The 22,219-nt window shown below is 34.4% G+C and carries 22 protein-coding genes, 1 tRNA gene and 1 pseudogene; 15 read left to right on the top strand and 9 right to left on the bottom strand.

Translation table 11 applies throughout. From position 1 onward, the window contains the following. Nucleotides 1–21 precede the first annotated feature (21 nt). The 4 genes from G7A72_RS01405 to G7A72_RS01390 all read right to left on the bottom strand — a co-directional run bounded on the left by G7A72_RS01405 (nucleotide 22) and on the right by G7A72_RS01390 (nucleotide 2,042). A complete protein-coding gene (locus G7A72_RS01405) occupies nucleotides 22–1,140 on the bottom strand; it encodes a VWA domain-containing protein (RefSeq protein ID WP_113637414.1) in 1,119 nt (372 codons plus the stop codon). A gap of 92 nt (nucleotides 1,141–1,232) precedes the next feature. After that, nucleotides 1,233–1,613, bottom strand: a complete 381-nt coding sequence (locus G7A72_RS01400; RefSeq protein WP_165151138.1) for a YchJ family protein — start codon at nucleotides 1,611–1,613, stop codon at nucleotides 1,233–1,235. 20 nt (nucleotides 1,614–1,633) lie between these two features. Then, entirely contained in the window at nucleotides 1,634–1,876 is a 243-nt protein-coding gene (locus tag G7A72_RS01395; protein ID WP_165151137.1) for a hypothetical protein, read from the bottom strand. Nucleotides 1,877–1,892: 16 nt separating this feature from the next. Further along, entirely contained in the window at nucleotides 1,893–2,042 is a 150-nt protein-coding gene (locus tag G7A72_RS01390; protein WP_165151136.1) for a hypothetical protein, read from the bottom strand. A 355-nt stretch (nucleotides 2,043–2,397) separates the two neighbouring features. Here G7A72_RS01390 and G7A72_RS01385 point away from each other — a divergent pair, with 355 nt between their 5' ends. Both G7A72_RS01385 and G7A72_RS01380 read left to right on the top strand, forming a co-directional pair. Further along, on the top strand, nucleotides 2,398–5,241 hold the full coding sequence (locus G7A72_RS01385) for a PAS domain S-box protein (RefSeq protein ID WP_165151135.1): 2,844 nt from the start codon (nucleotides 2,398–2,400) through the stop codon (nucleotides 5,239–5,241). Continuing rightward, entirely contained in the window at nucleotides 5,238–5,633 is a 396-nt protein-coding gene (locus G7A72_RS01380) for a response regulator (RefSeq protein WP_113665862.1), read from the top strand. The genes G7A72_RS01385 and G7A72_RS01380 overlap by 4 nt, the downstream gene beginning before the upstream one ends. Nucleotides 5,634–5,681: 48 nt before the next feature. Here the strand turns inward: G7A72_RS01380 and G7A72_RS01375 are convergent, their stop codons facing one another. After that, nucleotides 5,682–6,227: a hypothetical protein gene (locus G7A72_RS01375; RefSeq protein ID WP_165151134.1), complete on the bottom strand. Its 546-nt coding sequence runs from the start codon at nucleotides 6,225–6,227 to the stop codon at nucleotides 5,682–5,684. Between the two features lie 90 nt (nucleotides 6,228–6,317). Here G7A72_RS01375 and G7A72_RS01370 point away from each other — a divergent pair, with 90 nt between their 5' ends. The 5 genes and pseudogenes from G7A72_RS01370 to G7A72_RS01350 all read left to right on the top strand — a co-directional run bounded on the left by G7A72_RS01370 (nucleotide 6,318) and on the right by G7A72_RS01350 (nucleotide 9,381). Beyond that, entirely contained in the window at nucleotides 6,318–6,563 is a 246-nt protein-coding gene (locus G7A72_RS01370) for a hypothetical protein (protein WP_113665864.1), read from the top strand. Between the two features lie 172 nt (nucleotides 6,564–6,735). Continuing rightward, a complete protein-coding gene (locus G7A72_RS01365; RefSeq protein ID WP_113665865.1) occupies nucleotides 6,736–7,176 on the top strand; it encodes a KTSC domain-containing protein in 441 nt (146 codons plus the stop codon). 783 nt (nucleotides 7,177–7,959) lie between these two features. After that, the gene (locus G7A72_RS01360) at nucleotides 7,960–8,721 is read left to right on the top strand and encodes a DUF4369 domain-containing protein (protein WP_113665867.1); all 762 of its coding nucleotides are present in this window, start codon (nucleotides 7,960–7,962) and stop codon (nucleotides 8,719–8,721) included. Nucleotides 8,722–8,739: 18 nt separating this feature from the next. Continuing rightward, nucleotides 8,740–9,126, top strand: a pseudogene (locus G7A72_RS01355) (TlpA family protein disulfide reductase); the annotation flags it as partial. A gap of 174 nt (nucleotides 9,127–9,300) precedes the next feature. Continuing rightward, nucleotides 9,301–9,381, top strand: a tRNA-Tyr gene (locus tag G7A72_RS01350). Nucleotides 9,382–9,603: 222 nt separating this feature from the next. Here G7A72_RS01350 and G7A72_RS01345 read toward each other — a convergent pair. Then, entirely contained in the window at nucleotides 9,604–10,293 is a 690-nt protein-coding gene (locus G7A72_RS01345) for an SIMPL domain-containing protein (RefSeq protein ID WP_165151133.1), read from the bottom strand. A gap of 50 nt (nucleotides 10,294–10,343) precedes the next feature. Continuing rightward, nucleotides 10,344–10,982, bottom strand: coding sequence for a rhomboid family intramembrane serine protease (locus G7A72_RS01340; RefSeq protein WP_113665870.1), 639 nt, complete (start codon nucleotides 10,980–10,982; stop codon nucleotides 10,344–10,346). Nucleotides 10,983–11,096: 114 nt separating this feature from the next. Between G7A72_RS01340 and G7A72_RS01335 the strand changes: the two genes are divergently transcribed. Beyond that, nucleotides 11,097–11,966, top strand: coding sequence for a lysophospholipid acyltransferase family protein (locus G7A72_RS01335; protein ID WP_165151132.1), 870 nt, complete (start codon nucleotides 11,097–11,099; stop codon nucleotides 11,964–11,966). A gap of 124 nt (nucleotides 11,967–12,090) precedes the next feature. Here the strand turns inward: G7A72_RS01335 and G7A72_RS01330 are convergent, their stop codons facing one another. After that, entirely contained in the window at nucleotides 12,091–13,578 is a 1,488-nt protein-coding gene (locus G7A72_RS01330) for an aminotransferase class V-fold PLP-dependent enzyme (RefSeq protein ID WP_165151131.1), read from the bottom strand. Between the two features lie 172 nt (nucleotides 13,579–13,750). On the opposite strand from G7A72_RS01330, the gene G7A72_RS01325 reads away from it, so the two are divergent. Both G7A72_RS01325 and G7A72_RS01320 read left to right on the top strand, forming a co-directional pair. After that, nucleotides 13,751–14,170, top strand: a complete 420-nt coding sequence (locus tag G7A72_RS01325) for a DM13 domain-containing protein (protein WP_165151130.1) — start codon at nucleotides 13,751–13,753, stop codon at nucleotides 14,168–14,170. Nucleotides 14,171–14,180: 10 nt separating this feature from the next. Next, nucleotides 14,181–15,077 carry a hypothetical protein gene (locus G7A72_RS01320; RefSeq protein ID WP_165151129.1) on the top strand — a complete coding sequence of 299 codons (897 nt, stop codon included), beginning with the start codon at nucleotides 14,181–14,183 and terminating at the stop codon, nucleotides 15,075–15,077. 96 nt (nucleotides 15,078–15,173) lie between these two features. Here the strand turns inward: G7A72_RS01320 and G7A72_RS16500 are convergent, their stop codons facing one another. Further along, a complete protein-coding gene (locus tag G7A72_RS16500) occupies nucleotides 15,174–15,401 on the bottom strand; it encodes a hypothetical protein (protein ID WP_206531519.1) in 228 nt (75 codons plus the stop codon). An 830-nt stretch (nucleotides 15,402–16,231) separates the two neighbouring features. Between G7A72_RS16500 and G7A72_RS01310 the strand changes: the two genes are divergently transcribed. The 5 genes from G7A72_RS01310 to G7A72_RS01290 are packed head-to-tail and all read left to right on the top strand — an operon-like array spanning nucleotide 16,232 to nucleotide 22,178. After that, on the top strand, nucleotides 16,232–17,341 hold the full coding sequence (locus tag G7A72_RS01310) for a porin (RefSeq protein WP_206531518.1): 1,110 nt from the start codon (nucleotides 16,232–16,234) through the stop codon (nucleotides 17,339–17,341). An 11-nt stretch (nucleotides 17,342–17,352) separates the two neighbouring features. Next, nucleotides 17,353–18,783, top strand: coding sequence for an anion permease (locus G7A72_RS01305; RefSeq protein ID WP_165151127.1), 1,431 nt, complete (start codon nucleotides 17,353–17,355; stop codon nucleotides 18,781–18,783). Nucleotides 18,784–18,826: 43 nt separating this feature from the next. After that, on the top strand, nucleotides 18,827–19,492 hold the full coding sequence (locus G7A72_RS01300; RefSeq protein WP_165151126.1) for a succinate dehydrogenase cytochrome b subunit: 666 nt from the start codon (nucleotides 18,827–18,829) through the stop codon (nucleotides 19,490–19,492). A 1-nt stretch (nucleotide 19,493) separates the two neighbouring features. Next, on the top strand, nucleotides 19,494–21,410 hold the full coding sequence (locus G7A72_RS01295) for a fumarate reductase/succinate dehydrogenase flavoprotein subunit (RefSeq protein ID WP_165151125.1): 1,917 nt from the start codon (nucleotides 19,494–19,496) through the stop codon (nucleotides 21,408–21,410). Between the two features lie 21 nt (nucleotides 21,411–21,431). Further along, entirely contained in the window at nucleotides 21,432–22,178 is a 747-nt protein-coding gene (locus G7A72_RS01290; RefSeq protein WP_165151124.1) for a succinate dehydrogenase/fumarate reductase iron-sulfur subunit, read from the top strand. Nucleotides 22,179–22,219 lie beyond the last annotated feature (41 nt).

The raw sequence follows: 22,219 nt of genomic DNA, 5'->3' as shown, positions 1-22,219 counted from the left end.
TAAAATCTGAATACTGATCACTTATTTAATTCTCTTCTTTCGATTGGTTTCATAATCCTCAAAAATCATTTCGCCCAGTCCTTTTAATCCGGTATAAAATGCTTTACCCTGATTTGATTCCGTGAATTTATTTACGAATTTTTGCAGATACGGATCATTTGCAATCATAAAAGTAGTGATTGGAATGTGCAATTTTCGTGCTTGTTGCGCCTGATTGTAGCATTTGTCAACGATGTATTCGTCGAGCCCGTTACTGTTCATGTAATAGGAACCGTCTTTTTCGCGGACACAACTTGGTTTTCCATCCGTAATCATGAAAATTTGCTTGTTGGTATTTCGTTTACGGCGCAAAATGTCCATGGCTAATTGTAAACCTGCAACCGTATTAGTGTGATAAGGACCCACTTTTAAATACGGTAAATCCCGAATTGCAATCGTCCAAGCATCATTACCAAAAACTAAAATATCTAAAGTATCTTTTGGATAACGGGTCGTAATCAATTCAGCTAGAGCCATTGCTACTTTTTTGGCAGGAGTGATTCTATCTTCGCCGTACAAAATCATACTGTGACTGATGTCGATCATCAAAACCGTACTCATCTGCGATTTATACTGTGTTTCTTCGACAACCAAATCATTTTCGGTCAACATAAAATCCGCTACTCCATTATTGATTTGGGCGTTACGTAAACTTTCGGTCAATGAAATTCTTTCGAGCCCGTCACCAAAATGAAACTCCCTAAATTCACCGGTATGTTCGTCACCGTTTCCGGAATGCTTCGTTTTGTGATTCCCGCTTCCTGAACGTTTTAGATTACCAAAAATGTTATCTAAAGCTTGTTGTCTAATGGCGCGCTCCGTCTTAGCAGTAATTCCAATTCCCGAAGTTCCATCCTCTTTGAGTTCGTCGCGGATGTATCCTTTTTTCTTTAAATCTTCGATAAAATCATCGATTGTGTAGTGTTCATCGGTGAGTTTATATTCTTTATCTAATTCCCGCAACCAATCGATTGCTTCATCAAAATCTCCAGAAGTATGCGTAATTAACTCTTTGAAAATACCAAAGAGTTTATCAAACGGAGATTGAAATGGGGCTTCGTATTGCTTGAAATAAAATCCTTTTTTATTGTCATTTTTCATAGACAATAAAATTACATTAATAAAAAATGTACTCTGTACAAACGTTTATTAATTTTTAGTTAAAACAATACTGTGAAAAGGATACTCTGAAGCTAATTAAAAAATTGTCCATCAACATAGAACCAACTTCCATTTTCGAGTTTGAAAGTCGAAAGCTCATGATGAATTTGTTTTTGAAGTTTGCTGTCTAAAAAATAAGCTTTGAATTCAACCGTATTTTCTGTAGCATTAACAATCTCTAATTGAAGCCAATGATTGTTGGTTGCCCAATTTAAAATTTCGGATTTCGAATAGTATTTCCGTTCTGGAATATGAGTGGTTTCCATCAAATAATCTGCCTGATGTGTTGCATAAGCAGAATATCGGGAACGCATCAAGCATTGAGCTGTTGTCGCTTTTTGAATGCCTTTTATAATTGGTTCGCAACAATCCTGAAAAATTATATTTGAACCGCAATAACACTTATTTACCATTAATTTTTGATAATAATCGTTTAAAGAGATTCCGTTGCCTGACCATTTAGACCTACTATTCGTTGATGCAGCTGATTCAATAATACCTGATAGCGACTAATTTCCATTAGATCTTCATCTTGCTCTGCAAAATCGAGTAATTCATCCAATTCTTCGCTAACTTCTGCTAATTTATTATTGGCTTCTTTGGCATTTTTCTGTGCTATAAAATCAATTATTTCCTGAACACCACTTTTTACTTCGTCAAATCTATTTTTTTCCATGATATGAATATATATTTTATTCTTCTGAAGCCTTATCTTCATTGAACTTTTTAGTAATTTGTTTTAGTTTTTCCTTGCGCAATAGCACGGCTTGTTTGGCTTTATCTTGTGCTTTATGCAACTTATCATTATGCTTCTTGATATTTCTTTCGTTATTTCTGCTCATGTGTTTATTTTTAAATAATCAAATCACTTATTAGATTCGAAAACCGCAGCAAAGTTCGGATTTATTATCGAAATTATATTCATTTAGTTTGTTAGTTTCTTTCTTGTTTAAAATTGAAGCTATGATTTGGTAATTAAATATTTGGAGAATAAAAAAATATTTATTTTAAAACCATTAAGGCTTAAATTATGAGTTTTGACAAAAGTTTGCCTACTTCACAGATTCATTAAAAAGTATTTTAAAAACTATTAACTGAGAATAAAACTATAATTCACAAATAAGTATGGTCATATATTTATTTTTTATATATTTATTTTTTGAACCAAATTGCCGCCCAAACCTACTAATAAATTAAATGAAGTCTGAAAAAAAATACCCTAAGTTCATCAGATGGTTCTTAAGAAGGCCGAAAACAACTGGTTTTGTAGTATTCCTATTTTTAAGTTATGTTGTAGGTTTTATACTCTTACAGCAATACAAACTAATAAAAGAAGATGAGCAACGTGAAATGAATAACATTTTGAATGTTGTTCATCAAAATATAGAACAAGCGCTAAAAAACTGTTATACGACCACTTTAACGCTGGCACTAACAATAAATGATAAAGGCATTCCTGAAAATTTTGACTACGTGAGTGAAAAATTAATGGAATCAAATGCAAATATTAGTACGGTCCAATTGGTTCCAGATGGCATAATTAAGTATATTCATCCATTGAAAGGTAATGAACCCGCTTTAAATTTAAATATTTTAACTGAACAGAACCTTAAGACAGAAGCTTTAAAATCAATCGCTAAAAAAAAGATGTATTTTGCTGGTCCTTTTGAACTAAAACAAGGCGGAGTAGGCATTGTTGGGAGGTTTCCGGTTTTTCAAAATAATAAATTCTGGGGTTTTTCTGCTGTTATCATCAAATTAGAAACTTTTTTAAAGGCCTCGGGGATCAAAAATGTAGATGATTCAAAGTATTACTTCCAATTTTCAAAATATGATGTTGAGAAACAAAAAGAAATCTTTTACCTACCCAATCAAACTGATTTCTCAAAAAAATACAGCATCATCAGAACAATCCCTGATGGCGACTGGAAGTTATATTTGATCTCAAAAAACAACAATTATATATATTTCCAAATTATAATTCCTGGGATTATTGGAATTATTCTTGCTGGACTTTTTGGTATCCTAATTTATTTTCTTGTAAAAACACCCGAAGAATTGCAATCTTTAGTTACCGCACAAGCTACTAAATTATTGAATTCTGAAATCAAGTTTAAAATTATTTTTGATCAAGCAGCAATTGGGATTGCTAGTGTAGATCTTTCGACAGGGACTTTTTTGGAAGTAAATAACAAATTTTGTGATCTTTTGGGCTATACTCAAAACGAAATTAAACAAAAAAATTTTCAGTCCATAACTCATCCTGACGATCTTGAAACAGATTTAATATATGTAAGCAAACTGAAAAATGGAATAATCAATGAATATTCCATGGAAAAAAGATATTACACAAACAATGGAAAAATTATTTGGGTCAATTTGACGGTTACACCAATAATAGACAGAAAAAACGAACAAATTACTGCTATTTCAATTATTGAAGATATTACTTTAAAAAAAGAAGCTGAAGAATTAATCAAAAAAAGTGAAATTCGATTTAAAAGTTTATTTGATGATTCGCCTTTACCATTAAGAGAAGAAGATTTTTCTAATGTTAAAAAATACCTTGAAGAACTTAATTTAATGCATGAAGATATAGAAGTTGTTAGAAACTACTTTGAAAAAAATCCAAATATTGTTGATAAATCCCATTCGTTAGTTAAATTAATTGATGCAAACAAAGCCTGCCTTAAACTACATAAGGTTAAGACTAAAGAAGATTTAATCCAAACAAAATCTAATTTATTCAACAACAAGGCATTATATTGTTTTACCGAGCATCTTATTGCAATAACTCAAGGTGAAAATAAATTTATTTTAGATACGATTATAAAAAATTCAGAGGGAGAATATCGTAATATAAATTTGCGTTGGAATACAATCCAAGGATATAAAAATTCATTAGCAAGAATTATAGTTTCTACCGAAGATACTACTGACAGGAAAGCTGTAGAAAAGATTATTCTTGAAACAAATCAAAGAATGGAATCCTTGATTAATACAATTGATGGGATTGTTTGGGAATGTGACGCAGTAACTTTTAATTTTAATTTTATCAGTCAGAAAGTACAGAATATATTAGGTTACAGCCCTGAAGAATGGCTCGAAAGTCCTACTTTTTGGCTAGACCATATTTATGTAGAAGATACTGAATGGGTTCAGAATTATTGCAGGATAAAAACTAATGAGAAGGCAGACCATGATTTTGAGTATAGAATGGTCGCCAAAAATGGAACTTTAGTTTGGCTCCGTGACATCGTAAATGTTGTCATTGAAAATGGCAAAACAAAAAGTTTACGAGGTATCATGATTGATATCACTAAAACAAAGGAAGCTGAAAAGGAACTGAATAACTCCTTCAACCTGGTTACCGAACAAAATAAAAGACTACTAAATTTCTCCTATATCGTTTCTCATAATCTAAGATCGCATACCAGTAATATTTCCTCTATTGTAACTTTGATTGAATCCTCGGAAACTGAAGAAGAAAGAGAACAAATGATGGAGTTATTAAAAACAGTTTCCTGTTCGTTAAACGAAACCATGCTTCATTTAAACGAAGTCATTAACATTAGAACAAATATTGGTTTAGTATCGGAACCTTTAAATTTAGAGCATTACATTACAACAGTAAAAAATGTACTTTCGGAACAAATCACAACCAATGAAGTTACGATTTTAACAGAAATACCCGATGAAGCTATAATTAATTATAATCCTGCATATCTGGAAAGCATCCTTTATAATATCATTTCAAATTCAATCAGATACAGACATCCATCACGCAAACCAATTATAACAATTAAATTTTTGATGGAGAATGACATGAAAATTCTACAAATTTCGGATAATGGGATTGGGATTGACCTAGTCAGAAATGCAGATAAAATTTTCGGGATGTACAAAACATTTACAAACAATTCCGACTCAAAAGGAATTGGATTATTTATCACCAAAAATCAAATAGATGCAATGGGAGGAAATATTACAGTAGAAAGTGAACCCAATATTGGCACTACATTTAAAATCTATATTCAATGACAAAAAAAGCAATCTGGATAATAGACGATGATGCAATTTACCAAATCATCGTTAATAAAATAATTCAAAGATCCGAAATGTTTTCAGAGAGTTCCTCTTTCAAAAATGGAAAAGACGCTATTGATGAATTGCATAATGCTTTGGAAAATAACGAATCCCTTCCGGATATAATTTTATTGGATATCAATATGCCAATAATGGATGGTTGGGAATTCATGGAGGAAATGGGAATGATTAAACCTAAGTTTCCAAAAGAAATAGTCGTTTATATTGTAAGTTCTTCCATTGCGGTAGAAGATAAAAACAAATCAAAATCGTACTGCAATATCTTAGGGTATCTATCTAAACCACTTACAGTAAACGATTTGATATTAATTGCTTCAAATGATTAAAAGTTTAAGCTTAATTATAAATAGCAGAAAAGACAGGAATTAGAAACCTTAGATGAATTCTTTTTTTATTTCCTCCAAAGTTTTAGTGGTAAAAATTAGTTCCTGGATAATTTTTTTCCTCAAATCATCTATGTCTTCATATTCAAAATACTTGGCCCAAGAAGTAAGACTGAATAAATTCCGAATTTGTTTGATGCGTTTAGTGGTTTCAAAGCTGGTTCTTAATATTGCCCTTTTATCGTAGTTTGGATTATTCTTGTGTTGGTAATTGACCGTTCGGTTTTGGTAATTTGCTTCTAAATAATATAGTTCTTCAACAGCATTATCGGGATAAAAATTTTCCCAAGAGGCATAGCCCAACTTAATTTTGGATATGGTTTCAGGTTCCAAAGGTTCTAAACGCCATTTGCTATTAGCCAAGCGGCCCCAATGATTTGATAAGCGATACATACCTGTTTTTGTATAGTAATATTTACTTCCAGATTTACTGTCGTACTGAATTTTCAATCCATTTATAGACTCAATAGCCACTTCATCAAAAACACAGAACGTATTTTTAAACGAATTGGGATTTGGTCGAAAAAATTTTTCCATGATACAAAGATAATCAGAAAGCCTAATTCATAACAAGACAAACTATATTTGATTAACTTTGCGAACTGGAATTATTAAAATAAACGGATTATGACTAAAGCTTCTGAAGAAAGAATGTTACAAAAAGGTGTTTTCACCGGAATTATGGAAAAAGATGAAAACAACAATTTTTTTTGTGGTGAATACCTTTTAGATTACAAAATGGCTCAAAAACATGCTATTGGAGATTGGATTACTATTAAATCAATCATAGAAAATCCAAGCGATATCAGTTATAACAAATATCCAAAAAAATCTAAAAACTTCGATAAAGCAAATAATAAGCCGCAACAATAGCTTTTTTTAACTTCAGTAGTATTCAAATAAGAACTTTAAAAAGTACTTTTTGATTAAAATTTATTGGTCTGAAACCAAAAAAATAAAAAAAAGTGTACCTTTGCAAAAAATTGTCGATTTTGAAATCAAATTATATTGATTTTATAGTAAAAGACAAGTAGTTACCTTATTTATGAAAAAAATAGTTGAATACCGCAAACTGCTAAATGTAGACAAAACTGCAGAGCTGAAAGATTTGAAAACAATTTATCGCAATGCGATGAAAGAATCACATCCTGATAAATTTTCAGGTGACGAGGATGGATTGAAAGCTGCAGAAGAAAATAGTAAAAAAATTATTGAAGCCTACCACTTTTTGGTGAGCATCAATCCTGAGACTATAAAAGCAAATTTACCAGAATATACTGAAACAATCTCTACATCAACAATTACAGATTACAAATTTGTTGAAGGACGATTAATAATTAATTTTTCTAACGGCAGCGTTTACGAATATATTAGTGTTCCTAAAGCAACGTATGTAAAAATGGTCAATGCTGATTCTCCTGGCAGATTTGCAAAAAGACACATTTTGAATTCATTTACTTGGAGAAAAACTATCAATCAAGATTAATTTTCTACAGATAGAATACATAAGCATCCTAATCAAGGATGCTTTTTTTGTTTAAAATAATTTGATAATTAAATTAAAAAATCATTTAAGCAATTCAGATAATAAATTATGTTGCGTAATAAACTTGATTATACTAAATTAGCATCTCAAAATTATACAAACTTACCTTACATATTATGATAGACTTTTGCAAGATATACAAGTCGCAATATAAAAAAGCAAAAGAAATACTTGATGTATTAAAAGAGCAAAGAAGTCAAATTGATTTTAAATTACAATCAAATTCATCTTGCGCAATTCTTCATAAAGAACTAAGGGATATAAACTTAGATATTAGAATTACAGAAAATGAAATAGAACATGCTGAATCCGTCATAATTAGACACAACCAAAGCAGCGTAATTTAACTGTAAATAATTTCTTAGCATTACAACGCTTTACATCCTTAAGTTGCAACTTTACTTTTTACAAGCAACAAACAATTCCGCTACCGAACATAATAAGTTTCGATATTTTTGAAATTAAAATCCTATTTCGAATACGATTCAAAAATCCTTTTTCCGAATCTTGTTTGGTGCAATCTATAAATCTCTTGACTTTTTAAATAGTATTCAATTTCGCTATCAGCCGAAGACTATAATAATAAGGGTGAATTATTTCATAATTAATTCAAAACAATACATAATTATTACTAAATTATAACAAAAATTTAGGTTCTAAAATTATTTGTATTTTATATTTTTTAAATACTTTTGCACACTTAACTCAATTAACTAATTAATAATGAAAAAAATAATTTTATTACTTTCGGCTGCTGTTGTTTTAATTTCTTGTAACAAAGTTGGCAAAGATGAATACCTTATTTCAGGAACTGCAACAGGAATTGATAATGGTAAAACGATTATCTTAGAAACACAAGATGCAACAGGAATGATGTTGCCAAAAGATACTGTAAAAGTTGAAAATGGTAAGTTTGTAATGAAAGGAACTATTACAGAGCCTGCCTTTTATACGATTCAATTAGAAGGAGCACAGGCTAAAATACCTTTCATATTAGAAAATGGCGAAGTTACTATCGCTATTAACAAAGACAGTATTCAAAAATCTAAAGTTTCTGGTACGTATAATAATGATGAGTACGTATCTTTCAACGAAGAAATCACTAAAGTTCAAAAGAAACTAATGGATTTCCAAACTAAGAATATGGAAGCCATGAATGCTGCACAACAATCTAAAGATACTGTTGTGATTAATAATTTGATGCAAGAATTCTCTAAAATTCAAGAAGAAGTTGGTGTTGCTTCAAAAGCAAAATATGTTGCTTATGCTGAATCACACCCAAAATCATTTATTACTGCTTTGATTATTCAAGGTATGTTAAACGATCCAACTGCTGACATTGCAAAATCTGAAAAACTGTACAACGGTTTAGATGAATCATTGAAAAAAACTAAGCCAGGTATAGCAATTAAAACTAAACTTGCTGAAATGAAAGCTCCTTCTGCTGTAGGCGCTGCTCCTGCTCCTGCTGGAGAAGCTAAATGAAGAGCAGATTTTTCAGGTCCTAATCCTCAAGGGAAAACTATTTCTCTAAAAGAAAGTTTAGGTAAAGTAACAATAGTTGATTTTTGGGCCTCGTGGTGTGGACCATGCCGTCAAGAAAACCCGAATGTTGTTGCTCTTTACAAAGAGTTACACGGAAAAGGTCTTAACATTATTGGAGTATCTTTAGACAAAGATGCTAAAGCCTGGAAAGATGCTATTGCAAAGGATAAATTGACTTGGAATCAGGTTTCAAATTTAAAATTTTGGGATGAGCCAATTGCAGCACAGTATAAAGTAGAATCTATTCCGGCAACTTTTATTCTTGATGCTTCAGGAAATGTAGTCGCAAAAGATTTACGAGGTGAAGCGCTTAGAGCTAAAATTTTAGAACTTTTGGCAAAATAAAGACGTACTTCGATACAAAATAAAAAAATCTCCCTAGTGGAGATTTTTTTATTTTATTCAATACCAAGGCATTAAAAATAATAGTAAAATTAAGTGCAAATTTAGTTTGGAAACATCAAAACAGTTTTTATATTTGCACCCGGTTAGCACAACAAGCAATGCTTGTTAAGTCTTGGGGAGATACTCAAGCGGCCAACGAGGGCAGACTGTAAATCTGCTGTGCAAACTTCGCAGGTTCGAATCCTGCTCTCCCCACTAAAACTCTTCAAGCAATTGAAGAGTTTTTTTTGCAAACAATTTAGCAGGTTCTCCCGAAGCTTCGGGACTGCTCTCCCCACTAAAACTCTTCAAGAAATTGAAGAGTTTTTTTATTCACACTAATTGATACTTTCATCATTTTATATTTAGTGTATTCAAAAAAAAATCCATCTCATTTTATCTGAGATGGATTTTTTTTAAATACAATTTTTAGCTTCTTTACTCTAAGATAAAACTTACTGTAACATTAGCTGTAATATTGATTTCTCCTACCGCAAGCGTTTCTCTTGGTTCACTGGCATCACTTCTTTCCATTGTTTTCATCGCTGCATACATTGGCTGTGGATAATACGTTTGTGAATTGTCAGATATGGTCATCGCACGACCCACTTTTTGTCCCAATACTGACACATAATCTTCTGCTTTTAATTTTGCCTCTTTCATCGCTAATTTTCTAGCCTCCGATTGATATTGTGCTAATTTCGAAGATTGGAACGTAACGGCATCAATTCTATTAATTCCTTCATTAACCAAGCCTTCCATCAATTCATCATATTTTGATAAATCTCTTAATAAAATTTCAATGGTTTGAGTAGCGTTGTAGCTGTGCTTCTTTTTTTCGTAATCGTATTGCGGATTCAATGCAACGCGTTGCGTTTTATAATCTGCCGGTGCCAAATTCATTTTTTTGATAAATTTTATAACAGCCTCAATCTTTTCATCATTTTGTTTTTTTACATCTTTAGCATTATTTCCTTTTGTTTCAACAGTTACCGCAATAGTAGCTTGATCCGGAACAACCTTTACTTTACCTTCTCCGTTTACATTTATTTGAGGAATTTGCTTCACTTCTTGTCCATAAGACATGGAAACAAATAGAATAGACAGAATCAATAGTGCTTTTTTCATTTTTATATAATTTAATTGTTTGTACTAATTCCTTTTCAAAAGTTGTGCCATTAAAGTTTTCCCATTTTTTCCATCACGAAAAGAATGACTATTGGAATAGCCAATAATATGACCATCAAAGTATGATCTACTAATAAAGTAGGTTCCTTTAGCAAAGTAATCAAATAACCTCCTACAGCGCCCCCAAAATGCGCCGTATGACCAATATTATCATTCTTTGCTTTCATTCCGTAAATGGAATACAGCAAATAAAGGATTCCAAAAATGTAAGCAGGCATTGGAATAATAAAAAAGATTCCCAGCATCATATCAGGTTGCAGCAATATTGCCGAATATAAAACTCCCGTTACGGCTCCAGAAGCACCTACTGCCCGATAGCCGTAGTCATTTTTATGAAAAACCATCGTCAACAAACTTCCAAAAATCAAACTTCCAAAATAAACCAGTAAAAACGAAAAATCACCTAAATAACTAATAACGACCGGAGCAAAAAACCAAAGTGTCAACATATTAAAAATCAAGTGCGTCATGTCAGCATGCAGAAAACCTGACGATAACATTCTGATTTGTTCTCCTGAACGAATACTTCCAATATGGAATTCGTATTTTCTAAAAAAAGAAAGGTCATTAAAACCTTTGTAACTAATTAAAACATTTACTACAATTATTGCAATTAAAACGGTATTCATAAAGTATATTTATTGTGAATTGTAAAGATAGTCATTCTCAAATACGGATGCAGTAAGCTGTCAAAATTTATATCAGTCTACATTTTTGACTTATATTTGCATAAAAAATTCTGCATGCAATTCCTTATTTTTATTATTGCTTACCCCTTTCTTTGGATTGTTTCTATACTACCATTCCGTGTTTTTTATGGACTGTCAGATGGAGTTTATTTTTTAGTTTACCATATTATTGGATATCGAAAAAAAATAGTTCGTGCAAATCTAGCTCTTGCTTTGCCGCATCTTAAAGATGAAGAACGTCTTATTATCGAAAAAAAATCATACCATCATTTATGCGATATGTTTATGGAAATGATAAAAACCATGACTATTTCATCGGAAGAAATGAACAAAAGATTCACAATCACAAATCTGGAAGTCATCAAAGAATATGAAGAAAAAGGAAAAAGCATTATGCTTATCGCCTCCCACTATGCAAGTTGGGAATGGCTGATTACACTGAACCAAAAAATATCTTTCCGAGGAGTAGCAGTTTATAAAAAATTAGCTAATAAATATTTTGATAAACTCGTAAGAGATATTCGATCTAAATACAACACGGAATTAGTACCAACTAGTAAAACAATTCCTTTAATTTCCGATAATCAAAAAAATGGTATTCATTGTGTGTATGGCCTCGCCAGTGATCAATCCCCAAAAGCAGATCGAATATTTCATTGGGAAAGCTTTATGGGCGTTGAAGTTCCTGTGCATACCGGACCTGAAATGTTAGCCAAAAAATACGATATGACCGTAGTTTTTGCACAAGTCAAAAAGGTAAAAAGAGGATATTATGAACTTACTATAATCCCAATTAGTGACAATCCTAACTCGATTCCTAATTTTGGAATTACGAGTGCCTATATAAAAGAAGTTGAAAAACAAATCCGGGAAGCACCTGAATATTATTTCTGGACGCACAAAAGATGGAAACATAGAAGATAGTATTTAATCGCAGTTTTCCGTCACATTCCTAAATGACATTATTCTAAAAAAAAAATAATCACTTATTCAAAAACATACGCTTTTGACTAAGTGATTATTTTATATTATCAAAACCTCATCTTTCTTATAATGAGAACCAGTTTTTTACCAATTCATCTTCTAGAGGTTGAGCGTTCTTATTCACGAACTCATTTGTAGCCGAATTATAATTATAATCCAAAGCCCAAGTTTTATGGTTTTCGGCCAATGTTTTTATTCCGTTACAAACAAATTCAATTTCAGCATTTGTAGTTGTTGGATGAATAGACATCCTGATCCAACCTGGTTTTCTGATTAAATCTCCAAGTGTAATTTCGTCAATCAATTTATGAGAAGTTTCCTGATCTACATGTAATAAAAAGTGTCCGTAGGTTCCGGCGCAACTACAACCGCCACGAGTTTGAATTCCGAATTTATCATTCAGTAATTTCACACCCAAGTTGAAATGTAAATCTTCCACAAAGAAAGAAATCACTCCTAGCCTATCATGATGCTGTCCTGCAAGAATTTTAATATTGGAAACATTCCCTAATTCAGAGAAAATATAATCTACGATTTCGTGCTCTCTTTTTAAGATATTTTCAATCCCCATTTGCTCTTTCAACTGAATAGCCAATGCGGTTTTTATGACCTGAAGAAAACCCGGAGTACCACCATCTTCCCTATCTTCAATATTATCGATGTATTTGTGTTCTCCCCAAGGATTCGTCCAACTTACTGTTCCTCCACCAGGATTATCAGGAACTAAATTTTGGTATAATTTTTTATTAAAGACCAAAACTCCGCAAGTTCCGGGTCCGCCCAGGAATTTATGAGGCGAAAAGAAAATGGCATCCAAATAACTTTCAGCATCTTCAGGATGCATATCGATTTTCACGTAAGGTCCTGAACAAGCAAAATCCACGAAACAAAGTCCGTTATGTTGATGCATTATTTTTGCCACTTTATGATACGGCGTTCTGATTCCCGTTACATTTGAACACGAGGTAATAGAAGCTATTTTAAAAGGTCGTTCTTTATATTTTTCTAATAATAGTTCCAGATTTTCTATGCTAAACAATCCATCTTCCGTTGAAGGAATAACTTCAACATCAGCAATTGTTTCCAACCATGACGTTTGATTGGAATGATGTTCCATGTGAGAAATAAAAACAATTGGTTTCTTTTCGGCTGGAATAGTGATGAAATTTTTTAAATTTTCGGGTACTTTTAAACCCAAGATTCGTTGGAATTTATTGACAACACCTGTCATTCCGGTTCCATCGGTAATCAAAACATCATCAGTACTGGCATTGACATGATGTTTGATAATGTGACGCGCCTGATGATACGCTTTAGTCATGGCAGTTCCTGAAACAGTGGTTTCTGTGTGCGTATTGGCCACAAAAGGACCAAATTGATTCATTAATTTTTCTTCAATAGGACGATACAAACGACCACTCGCCGTCCAATCCGTATAAATAATTTGTTTTCGTCCGTAAGGAGATTCAAACCCTTGATCTATTCCGATTATGTTATCGCGAAACTGTTGAAAGTATTGCTCTAATTGTGTTGGCGCTTCTTTGGTAATCATTGTATGTCTAATTTGAGTTCAAAGATATTGATTTTTACTAAATAGTCATTTTCAATTTTTGTTAATACTGATATCAAATAAATCTATAAACATGATTCAAATGTAAAGTAGCCGACAAACAGTAATCTTGATTCTTTTTATATTTGATTTGCGAATTTAAAAAAGGTTTACCATGAAAAGAATTATTTTTATACTGCCTCTACTCTTGCTTTTAATTTCATGTGAAGTTGAAGGCGATTTGACCCGTGATGTTGAGTTAACTTCACCAATCCCTGAAAATACTCCTCCTCTTGCCACCGGTAATTTCACGCCAACCTCAGGAATTAAGGTAACCGGTTCTGCCAAAATTTATTTAAACGGAAATCAAAGCGAAGTTCGATTAGAAGATTTTAGTGTATCAAGCGGGCCCGATCTTAAAGTATACCTTTCAAAAAATGACACCCCTCTAGAATTTGTGAATCTGGGCAATTTAACATCTTCTACTGTGTACTCAATTCCAACCCAAGTCAATGTTTCTGACTATAAATATGTACTAATTCATTGCCAACAATACAGTCATCTATTTGCAGTGGCACAATTATCTCAAAATTAAAACCTAATTTATGAAAAAACTACTGCTAATAATCGCTATCGGAATGTTCTCTAATTCCTTTGCACAAGGATGTAGCGATGCTGGAATTTGTTCCATTGGAAATAGTTTCCAAACTACAGATAAAGAATCAAAAAATGGAATTGAAGCAGGAGCTATTTTTGGTACAGGCGAAGCTGATGTTACTTATATCTCACCGTACCTAACTTACACCAGAACTATAAACGAAAGATTATCATTAAGTTCTAAAATTACATATTCCGTTGCCAGTGGAAGCTTTGGTCAGCGAGGCGCTTTTGGTGATGCTTTTTTGATAGGGAATTACAATTGGAAACCAAAATCGCATACACAATGGAGTTCACTTTTAGGTTTCAAAATCCCTTTTACGAGTTCAAATCTTAAAATAAATGAGTTTTCACTTCCTTTGGATTACCAATCCAGTTTGGGAACATTTGATTTAATTGCAGGATTGAATCTTAACTATAAAAAATGGGATTTTAATACTGCTATCCAAATTCCAGTTTTCAATAACAACAAGAATTCTTACTTTAGGGAGTTCTCAAATACAGATGATTTTCCTTCCACTAATTTATTCGAAAGAAAATCAGATGCTTTGTTTAGAGCCACATATACGTTTCAAACCGCCACTAAAAAATTCATTTTTAAACCCAATGTTTTATTTATTTATCATTTAGGAGAAGATAGTTTCGAGAATGCTTTTGGACAAAGAGAAACTATAAAAAACTCTGATGGATTGACCATTAACGGAAACATAATTGGCGCGTATGCCATTAACACTAAAAACAGCATCGAATTATCTCTGGCCACACCATTTTTAGTTCGAGAGGTTCGCCCAGATGGACTAACTCGGGGATTCACCGCTGGAATAATTTACAAAGTCTCTTTCTAATAATAGGTTAATTCTCTTTAGTAAAACATAAAAAATGCCCAAGAAATCTACTTGGGCATTCTTATTAAAGAATAAATCTATTATATAATATTACTTTTATTTTCCTCCATTAACCTGAAGGTCAGCAATACACTGCGCATCTAACTGTGGAGCTGAACCACCTGAAACCATATTCCCAATTCCTTCTCCTATTTCAGATGACCAATACATCAAACACGTTTTTTCAATACAATGTTTTGGATGTTCTGCATCTTGTTGATTGCTTTGCAAAGCTTTGCCAGGATTAGTTAATCCTAGTATGTGCTCTAACTCATGAGTGATCACTGTTGTTTCTAATAAACTTCTGTTGGGTTCAAATAGGCTGTCACTTAAAACTTGAAACGTTTGTTCATTAATAACAAAAGAAGTATTTCTATAAGCCGTTCCCAGAATAACAGAGGTATCCGTATCCTTCGAAGATTTTCCATCTGCAAAAAAGGCCCAAACTGCTATTTCATCAGCATTGTTAAATTTTGTTCTATTCGCATCTTCAATACTTACAATCTCCTCATTTGTCTAAGGCGAAATTCCCAGGGATGGTATGGCTCTAATTGTATTGGCGCTTCTTTTGTAATCATTGTATGTCTAATTTGAGTTAAAACATATTAATTTTTACCAAATAGTCATTTTCAATTTTGTTAAGACTAATATTTTTAAATAAATATCGTAAACAAGACCCAAATGTAAAATAGCTGAAAAAGTGCAATTTTGATTCGTTTTATTGTTGGAATAACAACTATTGCTTATTTACGCTTAAAAAGCAGAAATTAGAAAAGATCTTTGATATTTAATTTATAAAGGATCGTATTATATCATAAATATTGCTTTTCTATTTGCTACATGTATAGCAAAACTATAGTCTTATGAATCAATAATAAAAAATTCAATCTAGAAGAAAATATATTATAAAACTTGCCTGATAAAACCCATAACGGTATTATCCGGAACGATATGATAATTGTCATACTCGCATCAAAAGTTAAGTCAGTCATTTGTACTATATTTACACTAAAGCAATAAAAAATATGTTTAATAAAATTTTAAGCTGCCCCATATCTGCACAAAGGAATACAATTATCTTGCTGACTTTTTTGAGCCTTTTTATAATTCTTCCAATGAAAGCGCAACAAAAAGACCGCACTTCCTCAACGGATACGATCAAAAACTATTCGGCTTACAAGAGAAAATTGAGTTTTGCTGGCGTACTTCAAACTCGATATGTCTTTTCATTAAATAAGGATTCTGATGTGAATGGAAAGAATTTCGATCCCGAGGCAACAAATGGCATTACCAATACTTTTATGCTGAAACGAGCAAGAGTAATGCTAAAAGCTGATATCAACGATCATTTTTCAGCAAACGTTCTAGCTAATTTTGCCGAATTTAATGATAATCCTTCTAACAAGGTGCTTGAAAATGCCTATATAAAGTATACCGTTAGCAAATACTTCAGCCTTCAGGCAGGACAATTTCGCCCTTTTTTCGGTATTGAAGATGCTGTTCCTGTAGATATTATACGCACACTTGATTTTTCGAACCAGTATTATGCATTTGGGAAAAATGGATGGCAGAGTTTCCAAGTGGGACTTTCTATTTTTGGAAAAATAGTTCCTGACGGGAGCTTGAGGTATTATGCGGGAGCTTACAATGGAAATAACAAAAACCAAAAAACAGATGACAATAATTCTAAAAACACCTATTTGAGACTGGAGACTGATTTTAATAAGAGTCTGACTTTAGGAGCCAATGTTTCCAGAGGTAGCTTTGGCGAAAGCGGTATTGGCAACGCATATGGTGCAGACCTAACGGGTAAATTTGATTTTTCAGATAAATGGCAACTTTTAATCATGGCGGAAGGAAAGATAGGAACGAACTTTTTAGCTTACAGTGCCAGCAAAGCCGATGAAAACCAAATAGTAAAACCTGCTCTTGACCAATTCAAAATGCATGGTTTTTATTTGCTGCCCACTTTACGATACAATTGCCAGAACCGACGGCTAAGAGCAATTGAGTTCTCTTCTCGATATGAATATTTTGATGAAAATTACAAATTAGACAGTAATATCAGACAGACTATTATTCCCAATCTATCGCTGATTTTTGCAGATGATTTTTATGCCGCACTTCAAATGGGTGTTTCTTTAGACATTTACAACAAAGATATTCCCTTAACAACAACAAATACACACAGCCTTTCCTACGTACAATTACAGGTAAGATTCTAAAAACAATTATTATGAAAGAAATCAATTTCAAATCAGGTCTAATTACCTGCGTTATAGGACTAGCTATCTGGTTCATTCCAGCTCCAGAAGGCGTCCAGCCAAATGCCTGGCATCTCCTCGCGATCTTTGTGGCAACCATTGTTGGAATCATTTCAAAAGCGGCTTCTATGGGAACGATGGCTATTATTGGAATTACACTCTGCGCAGTTACACAGGTTTTGGCTCCTGGAGATCCTACAAAATCTATAGTTAATGCCTTGAGCGGTTTTGGAAATTCTACCATCTGGTTGATTGGTCTTGCATTTTTTATCGCAAGGGGATTTATTATAACCGGCCTTGGAACTAGAATAGCATACAACTTTATCAAAATATTTGGCAAAAGCCCGCTGGGTCTTGCCTATGGATTGAATACGGCTGACCTTATACTCGCACCAGCCATTCCGAGTAACACAGCCAGAGCTGGAGGAGTCATTTATCCCATCATGAAATCAATTGCCACAAACATGGGATCGTATGCTGAGAAACCAGAAACGCATAGGAAAATTGGGGCATTCCTTACTCTTAGCAGCTACAATGCCAACATGATTACTTCTGTGTTATTCTTAACAGCTACCGCGAGCAATCCGATGGCGCAAAAATTTGCTGCCGATTTAGGAGTAGAAATCACTTGGGGAAGCTGGGCACTTGCGGCATCGGTTCCTGGGCTAATCTGTTTCTTGCTGATTCCTTTATTTCTGTACAAATCCTATCCACCTGAATTAAAAGAGACCAAAGAAGCTCCGGCAATAGCGGCAAAACAGCTTAAGGAAATGGGACCGGTTTCTTTAAAAGAATGGTTGATGGTAGCCACTTTCATCATATTATTAGTACTATGGATATTCGGGAACTTATTTGCAATCGATGCAACAACCGCAGCGCTTATCGGACTATGCATTCTGTTGTTGAGCGGCGTATTGACTTGGGAAGATGTCAAATCAGAAAAAGGAGCTTGGGATACTATCGTTTGGTTCTCTTCTCTGGTAATGATGGGATCGTACTTAAATTCGTTAGGTTTGATAGGTTGGTTCGGGAAATTGGTTGGCGATGAACTGTCACAACTTAGCTGGAAAGTAGCTTTTCCTTTGATTATAATCGTGTATTCTTACTGTCATTATATGTTTGCCAGTGCAACAGCACAAGTTGCCGCTATGTATTCTGTGTTTCTAGCGGTGGGTATCGCAGTGGGTATCCCGGGCACAATGCTAGCAATATTCCTAGGAGCCTGTGCTTCGCTGATGGGATCGCTTACCCATTATGGTCATGGTCCTGCTCCTATTTTCTTTGGTAGCACTTATGTAGATCTAAAAGACTGGTGGAAACAAGGTTTTTTTATGAGCATTTTATTTCTTCTCGTATGGTTTGTAGCTGGCGGGCTTTGGTGGAAAGCAATTGGGCTTTGGTAAATAATAAAGTCCTTAAACATGAATTCGAAAATTTATTGATCCTATGAAAAACACGTTAAATAACAAGCTAATCATGGCTTCAACGGGACTTTTCCTTTGCTTTTTTCTAGTGATTCACCTGCTTGGAAACCTGCAGTTATTGTTGCCCGAAGACGTTGCAAGAGAACAGTTCAACTGGTATTCGCACATGCTTTCAGTTAATGTATTGATCAAGATAATTTCTTGGATATTATATGCTTCGCTTAGTGGTCATGCCGTATATGCTTTGATAATTGCTGTAAAAAATAATACCTCCAACGGAAAAAGCTACCAATATGATAAGAGAAATTTTGTCAGCGCATGGAACAGCAGAAATATGGGAATTCTGGGTACCATCCTCCTATTGTTCCTCCTATTGTTCCTCATCGTTCATTTCAAGGATTATTGGTACACCTACAAGTTTACTGCATTGCCTGTGGATGCGAATGGTAACAAAGATTTGTATGAGATTGTTGTAAGTTCCTTTTCTCAAGCATGGTATGTTATAATTTATGAAATATCCTTCTTGGCATTAGGCTTTCATCTATTGCATGGTTTTTTTAGTGCATCCCGAACACTAGGGTTGTATCATCCAAAGTATGCAAAAGCAGTAAAAATAATAGGATGGTTTTACACCCTCGCCATCACCGGAGGTTTTATGGCAATACCACTTTATATTTATTTTAAATAATATGAAAAAGATAGATTCGAAAATACCGGACGGACCGCTTGCTGATAAATGGAATAATTATAAAGCAAAGGCAAAATTGGTAAATCCAGCCAACAGAAACAAGCTCAGCGTTATCGTAGTGGGAACGGGACTCGCCGGATCTTCTTGCGCTGCTTCGCTTGCGGAACAAGGGTACAATATTAAGTCGTTTTGTTTCCAAGATTCTCCAAGACGCGCCCATTCTGTGGCAGCACAAGGTGGAGTTAACGCTTCCAAAAATTACAAAAATGATGGCGACAGTACTTTTAGAATGTTTTATGACACGATAAAAGGAGGCGATTTCCGATCTCGAGAAGCTAATGTTTACCGTCTTGCTGAATGTTCCGCTTCTCTTATTGACCATGCGGTAGCCCAAGGTGTTCCCTTTGCCAGAGAATACGGCGGCTATCTGAACAATAGGTCTTTTGGAGGTGTTCAGGTATCGCGTACTTTTTATGCTCGCGGGCAAACGGGGCAACAACTTTTATTGGGTGCCTACCAATCTCTTTTGCGTCAGGTTAACACAGGAAAAGTAACGATGCACACTCGTCATGAAATGGTGGAATTAGTCGTTATTGATGGAAAAGCAAAGGGAATTATCGCTAGAAATTTAGAGACAGGAACTCTGGAACGCCATGAAGCAGATGCGGTAGTACTGGCTACAGGAGGCTATGGTAAAGTCTACTATCTTTCTACACTAGCTATGGGTTGCAATGGATCAGCTATCTGGCGTGCACATAAAAAAGGCGCTTACATGGCCGGAGTAAGTTGGATTCAGTTCCATCCTACTTGTCTTCCTCAGCACGGTGAAAATCAGTCTAAACTAACCTTGATGTCAGAATCTCTTCGAAATGACGGACGCATCTGGGTATCGAAAAAAGTGGGTGATGACAGATTACCCAATTCCATTCCGGAAGAAGAGCGTGACTATTATCTGGAGCGTCGCTATCCTGCTTTTGGAAATCTTGCACCGAGAGATATTTCTTCGCGTGCAGCAAAAGAACGGATCGATGCCGGCTTTGGCGCAGGCGCAATGAAAAATGCAGTGTATCTCGATTTTTCAAAAGCTATTATTGCTCAAGGCGTTGAAAAAATTAAAGCTAAATATAGCAATCTGTTTTCGATGTATGAAAAAATCAACGGAATCGATGCTTACAAAGAACCAATGCTGATTTCTCCGGCAGCACATTTTACTATGGGTGGACTTTGGGTCGATTATGAATTGATGACAACCATTCCCGGACTATTCGCACTTGGAGAAGCTAATTTTTCGGATCATGGCGCAAATAGACTTGGAGCTAATTCCTTGCTACAGGCCTGCGTTGATGGTTACTTTATAGCACCTTACACGATTCCAAATTATCTTTCGGGTGAATTAAAAACAGACAAAATTACAACGGATCACCCCGCTTTTGCGGAAGCAGAAACAGCCGCCCAAAGACAACTGGACCGTTTCTTGAATACCAAAGGGAAATTATCAGCGGATTATTTTCATAAAAAAACAGGGAAGCTACTTTATGAGAAATGTGGATTGTCAAGAAGTAAAGAAAATCTGGAAGAGGCAATTGTTTCTTTAAAATTACTTAAAGAATCATTCGAAAAAGATCTTCTGATAACTGGCGATGACACGCTAAACAGCGAATTAGAAAAAGCCGGTCGCGTGGCGGATTACATCGAATTGGCTGAACTGATGTGTCACGATGCCCTGCAAAGAGAAGAATCCTGCGGAGCGCATTTCCGAGAAGAATACCAGACCACAGAAGGTGAAGCAGTACGGAATGATAGTGATTTCTGTTATGTTTCTGCCTGGGAGTGGAAAGGTGAAAAACTGCCTCCTGAACTTCATAAAGAGCCTCTTACGTTTGAATCTGTGGAACTTGCAGTTAGAAGCTATAAATAATTTGAACCTAAAAAAGTATATATGAAACTGTTTTTAAAAATATGGCGCCAACTAAATGCTTCTTCAAAAGGAGAAATGGTAAATTATGAGATTGACGGCATATCCGAACAGATGTCTTTCTTAGAAATGCTGGATCTTTTAAATGAATCGCTCATTCAGCTTGGGGAACGAGTTATCGAATTTGACCATGACTGCCGGGAAGGTATTTGCGGGCAATGCGGTATTATGATAAACGGAAGAGCACACGGTCCGCTAAAACATACCACCACCTGCCAGCTGCATATGCGAAGTTTCAAAGATGGTGATACCATTTATATAGAACCTTTTAGGGCTGCTGCATTTCCTATATTGAGAGATCTCAAAATTAACAGAAAATCTTTTGATGCCATCATTACTTCGGGTGGGTACATTAACGCAGGAACTGGACAAGCGCCGGAAGCCAATAGCATTCCCATTACCTATGAACATAGCGAAGCCGCTTTTGATGCTGCCGCATGCATAGGTTGCGGTGCTTGTGTAGCGACTTGCAAAAATTCAAGTGCGGCCTTGTTTACCAGTGCCAAAGTGACACATCTTTCTTTATTGCCACAAGGACAATTAGAAGCCTCGAAAAGAGTCATTGCGATGGTTCGCCAGATGGATGCGGAAGGTTTTGGAAGTTGCTCGAACACGGAAGCTTGCGAAGTGGAATGCCCGCAGGACATATCGGTGCTATCAATTGCCAAGATGAATTATGAATACAATAAAGCGGTACTCTTAAAAAAATAGTCTGTTCTCTATTAATTTATCTAATTCGTGTAGTACTTAAA

It is taken from the genome of Flavobacterium sp. Sr18 (assembly GCF_011064265.1).
Classification (GTDB): Bacteria; Bacteroidota; Bacteroidia; order Flavobacteriales; family Flavobacteriaceae; genus Flavobacterium; species Flavobacterium petrolei.
Note: the sequence above shows the minus strand (reverse complement) of the source record. Positions and strands in the feature narration are given on the sequence as shown.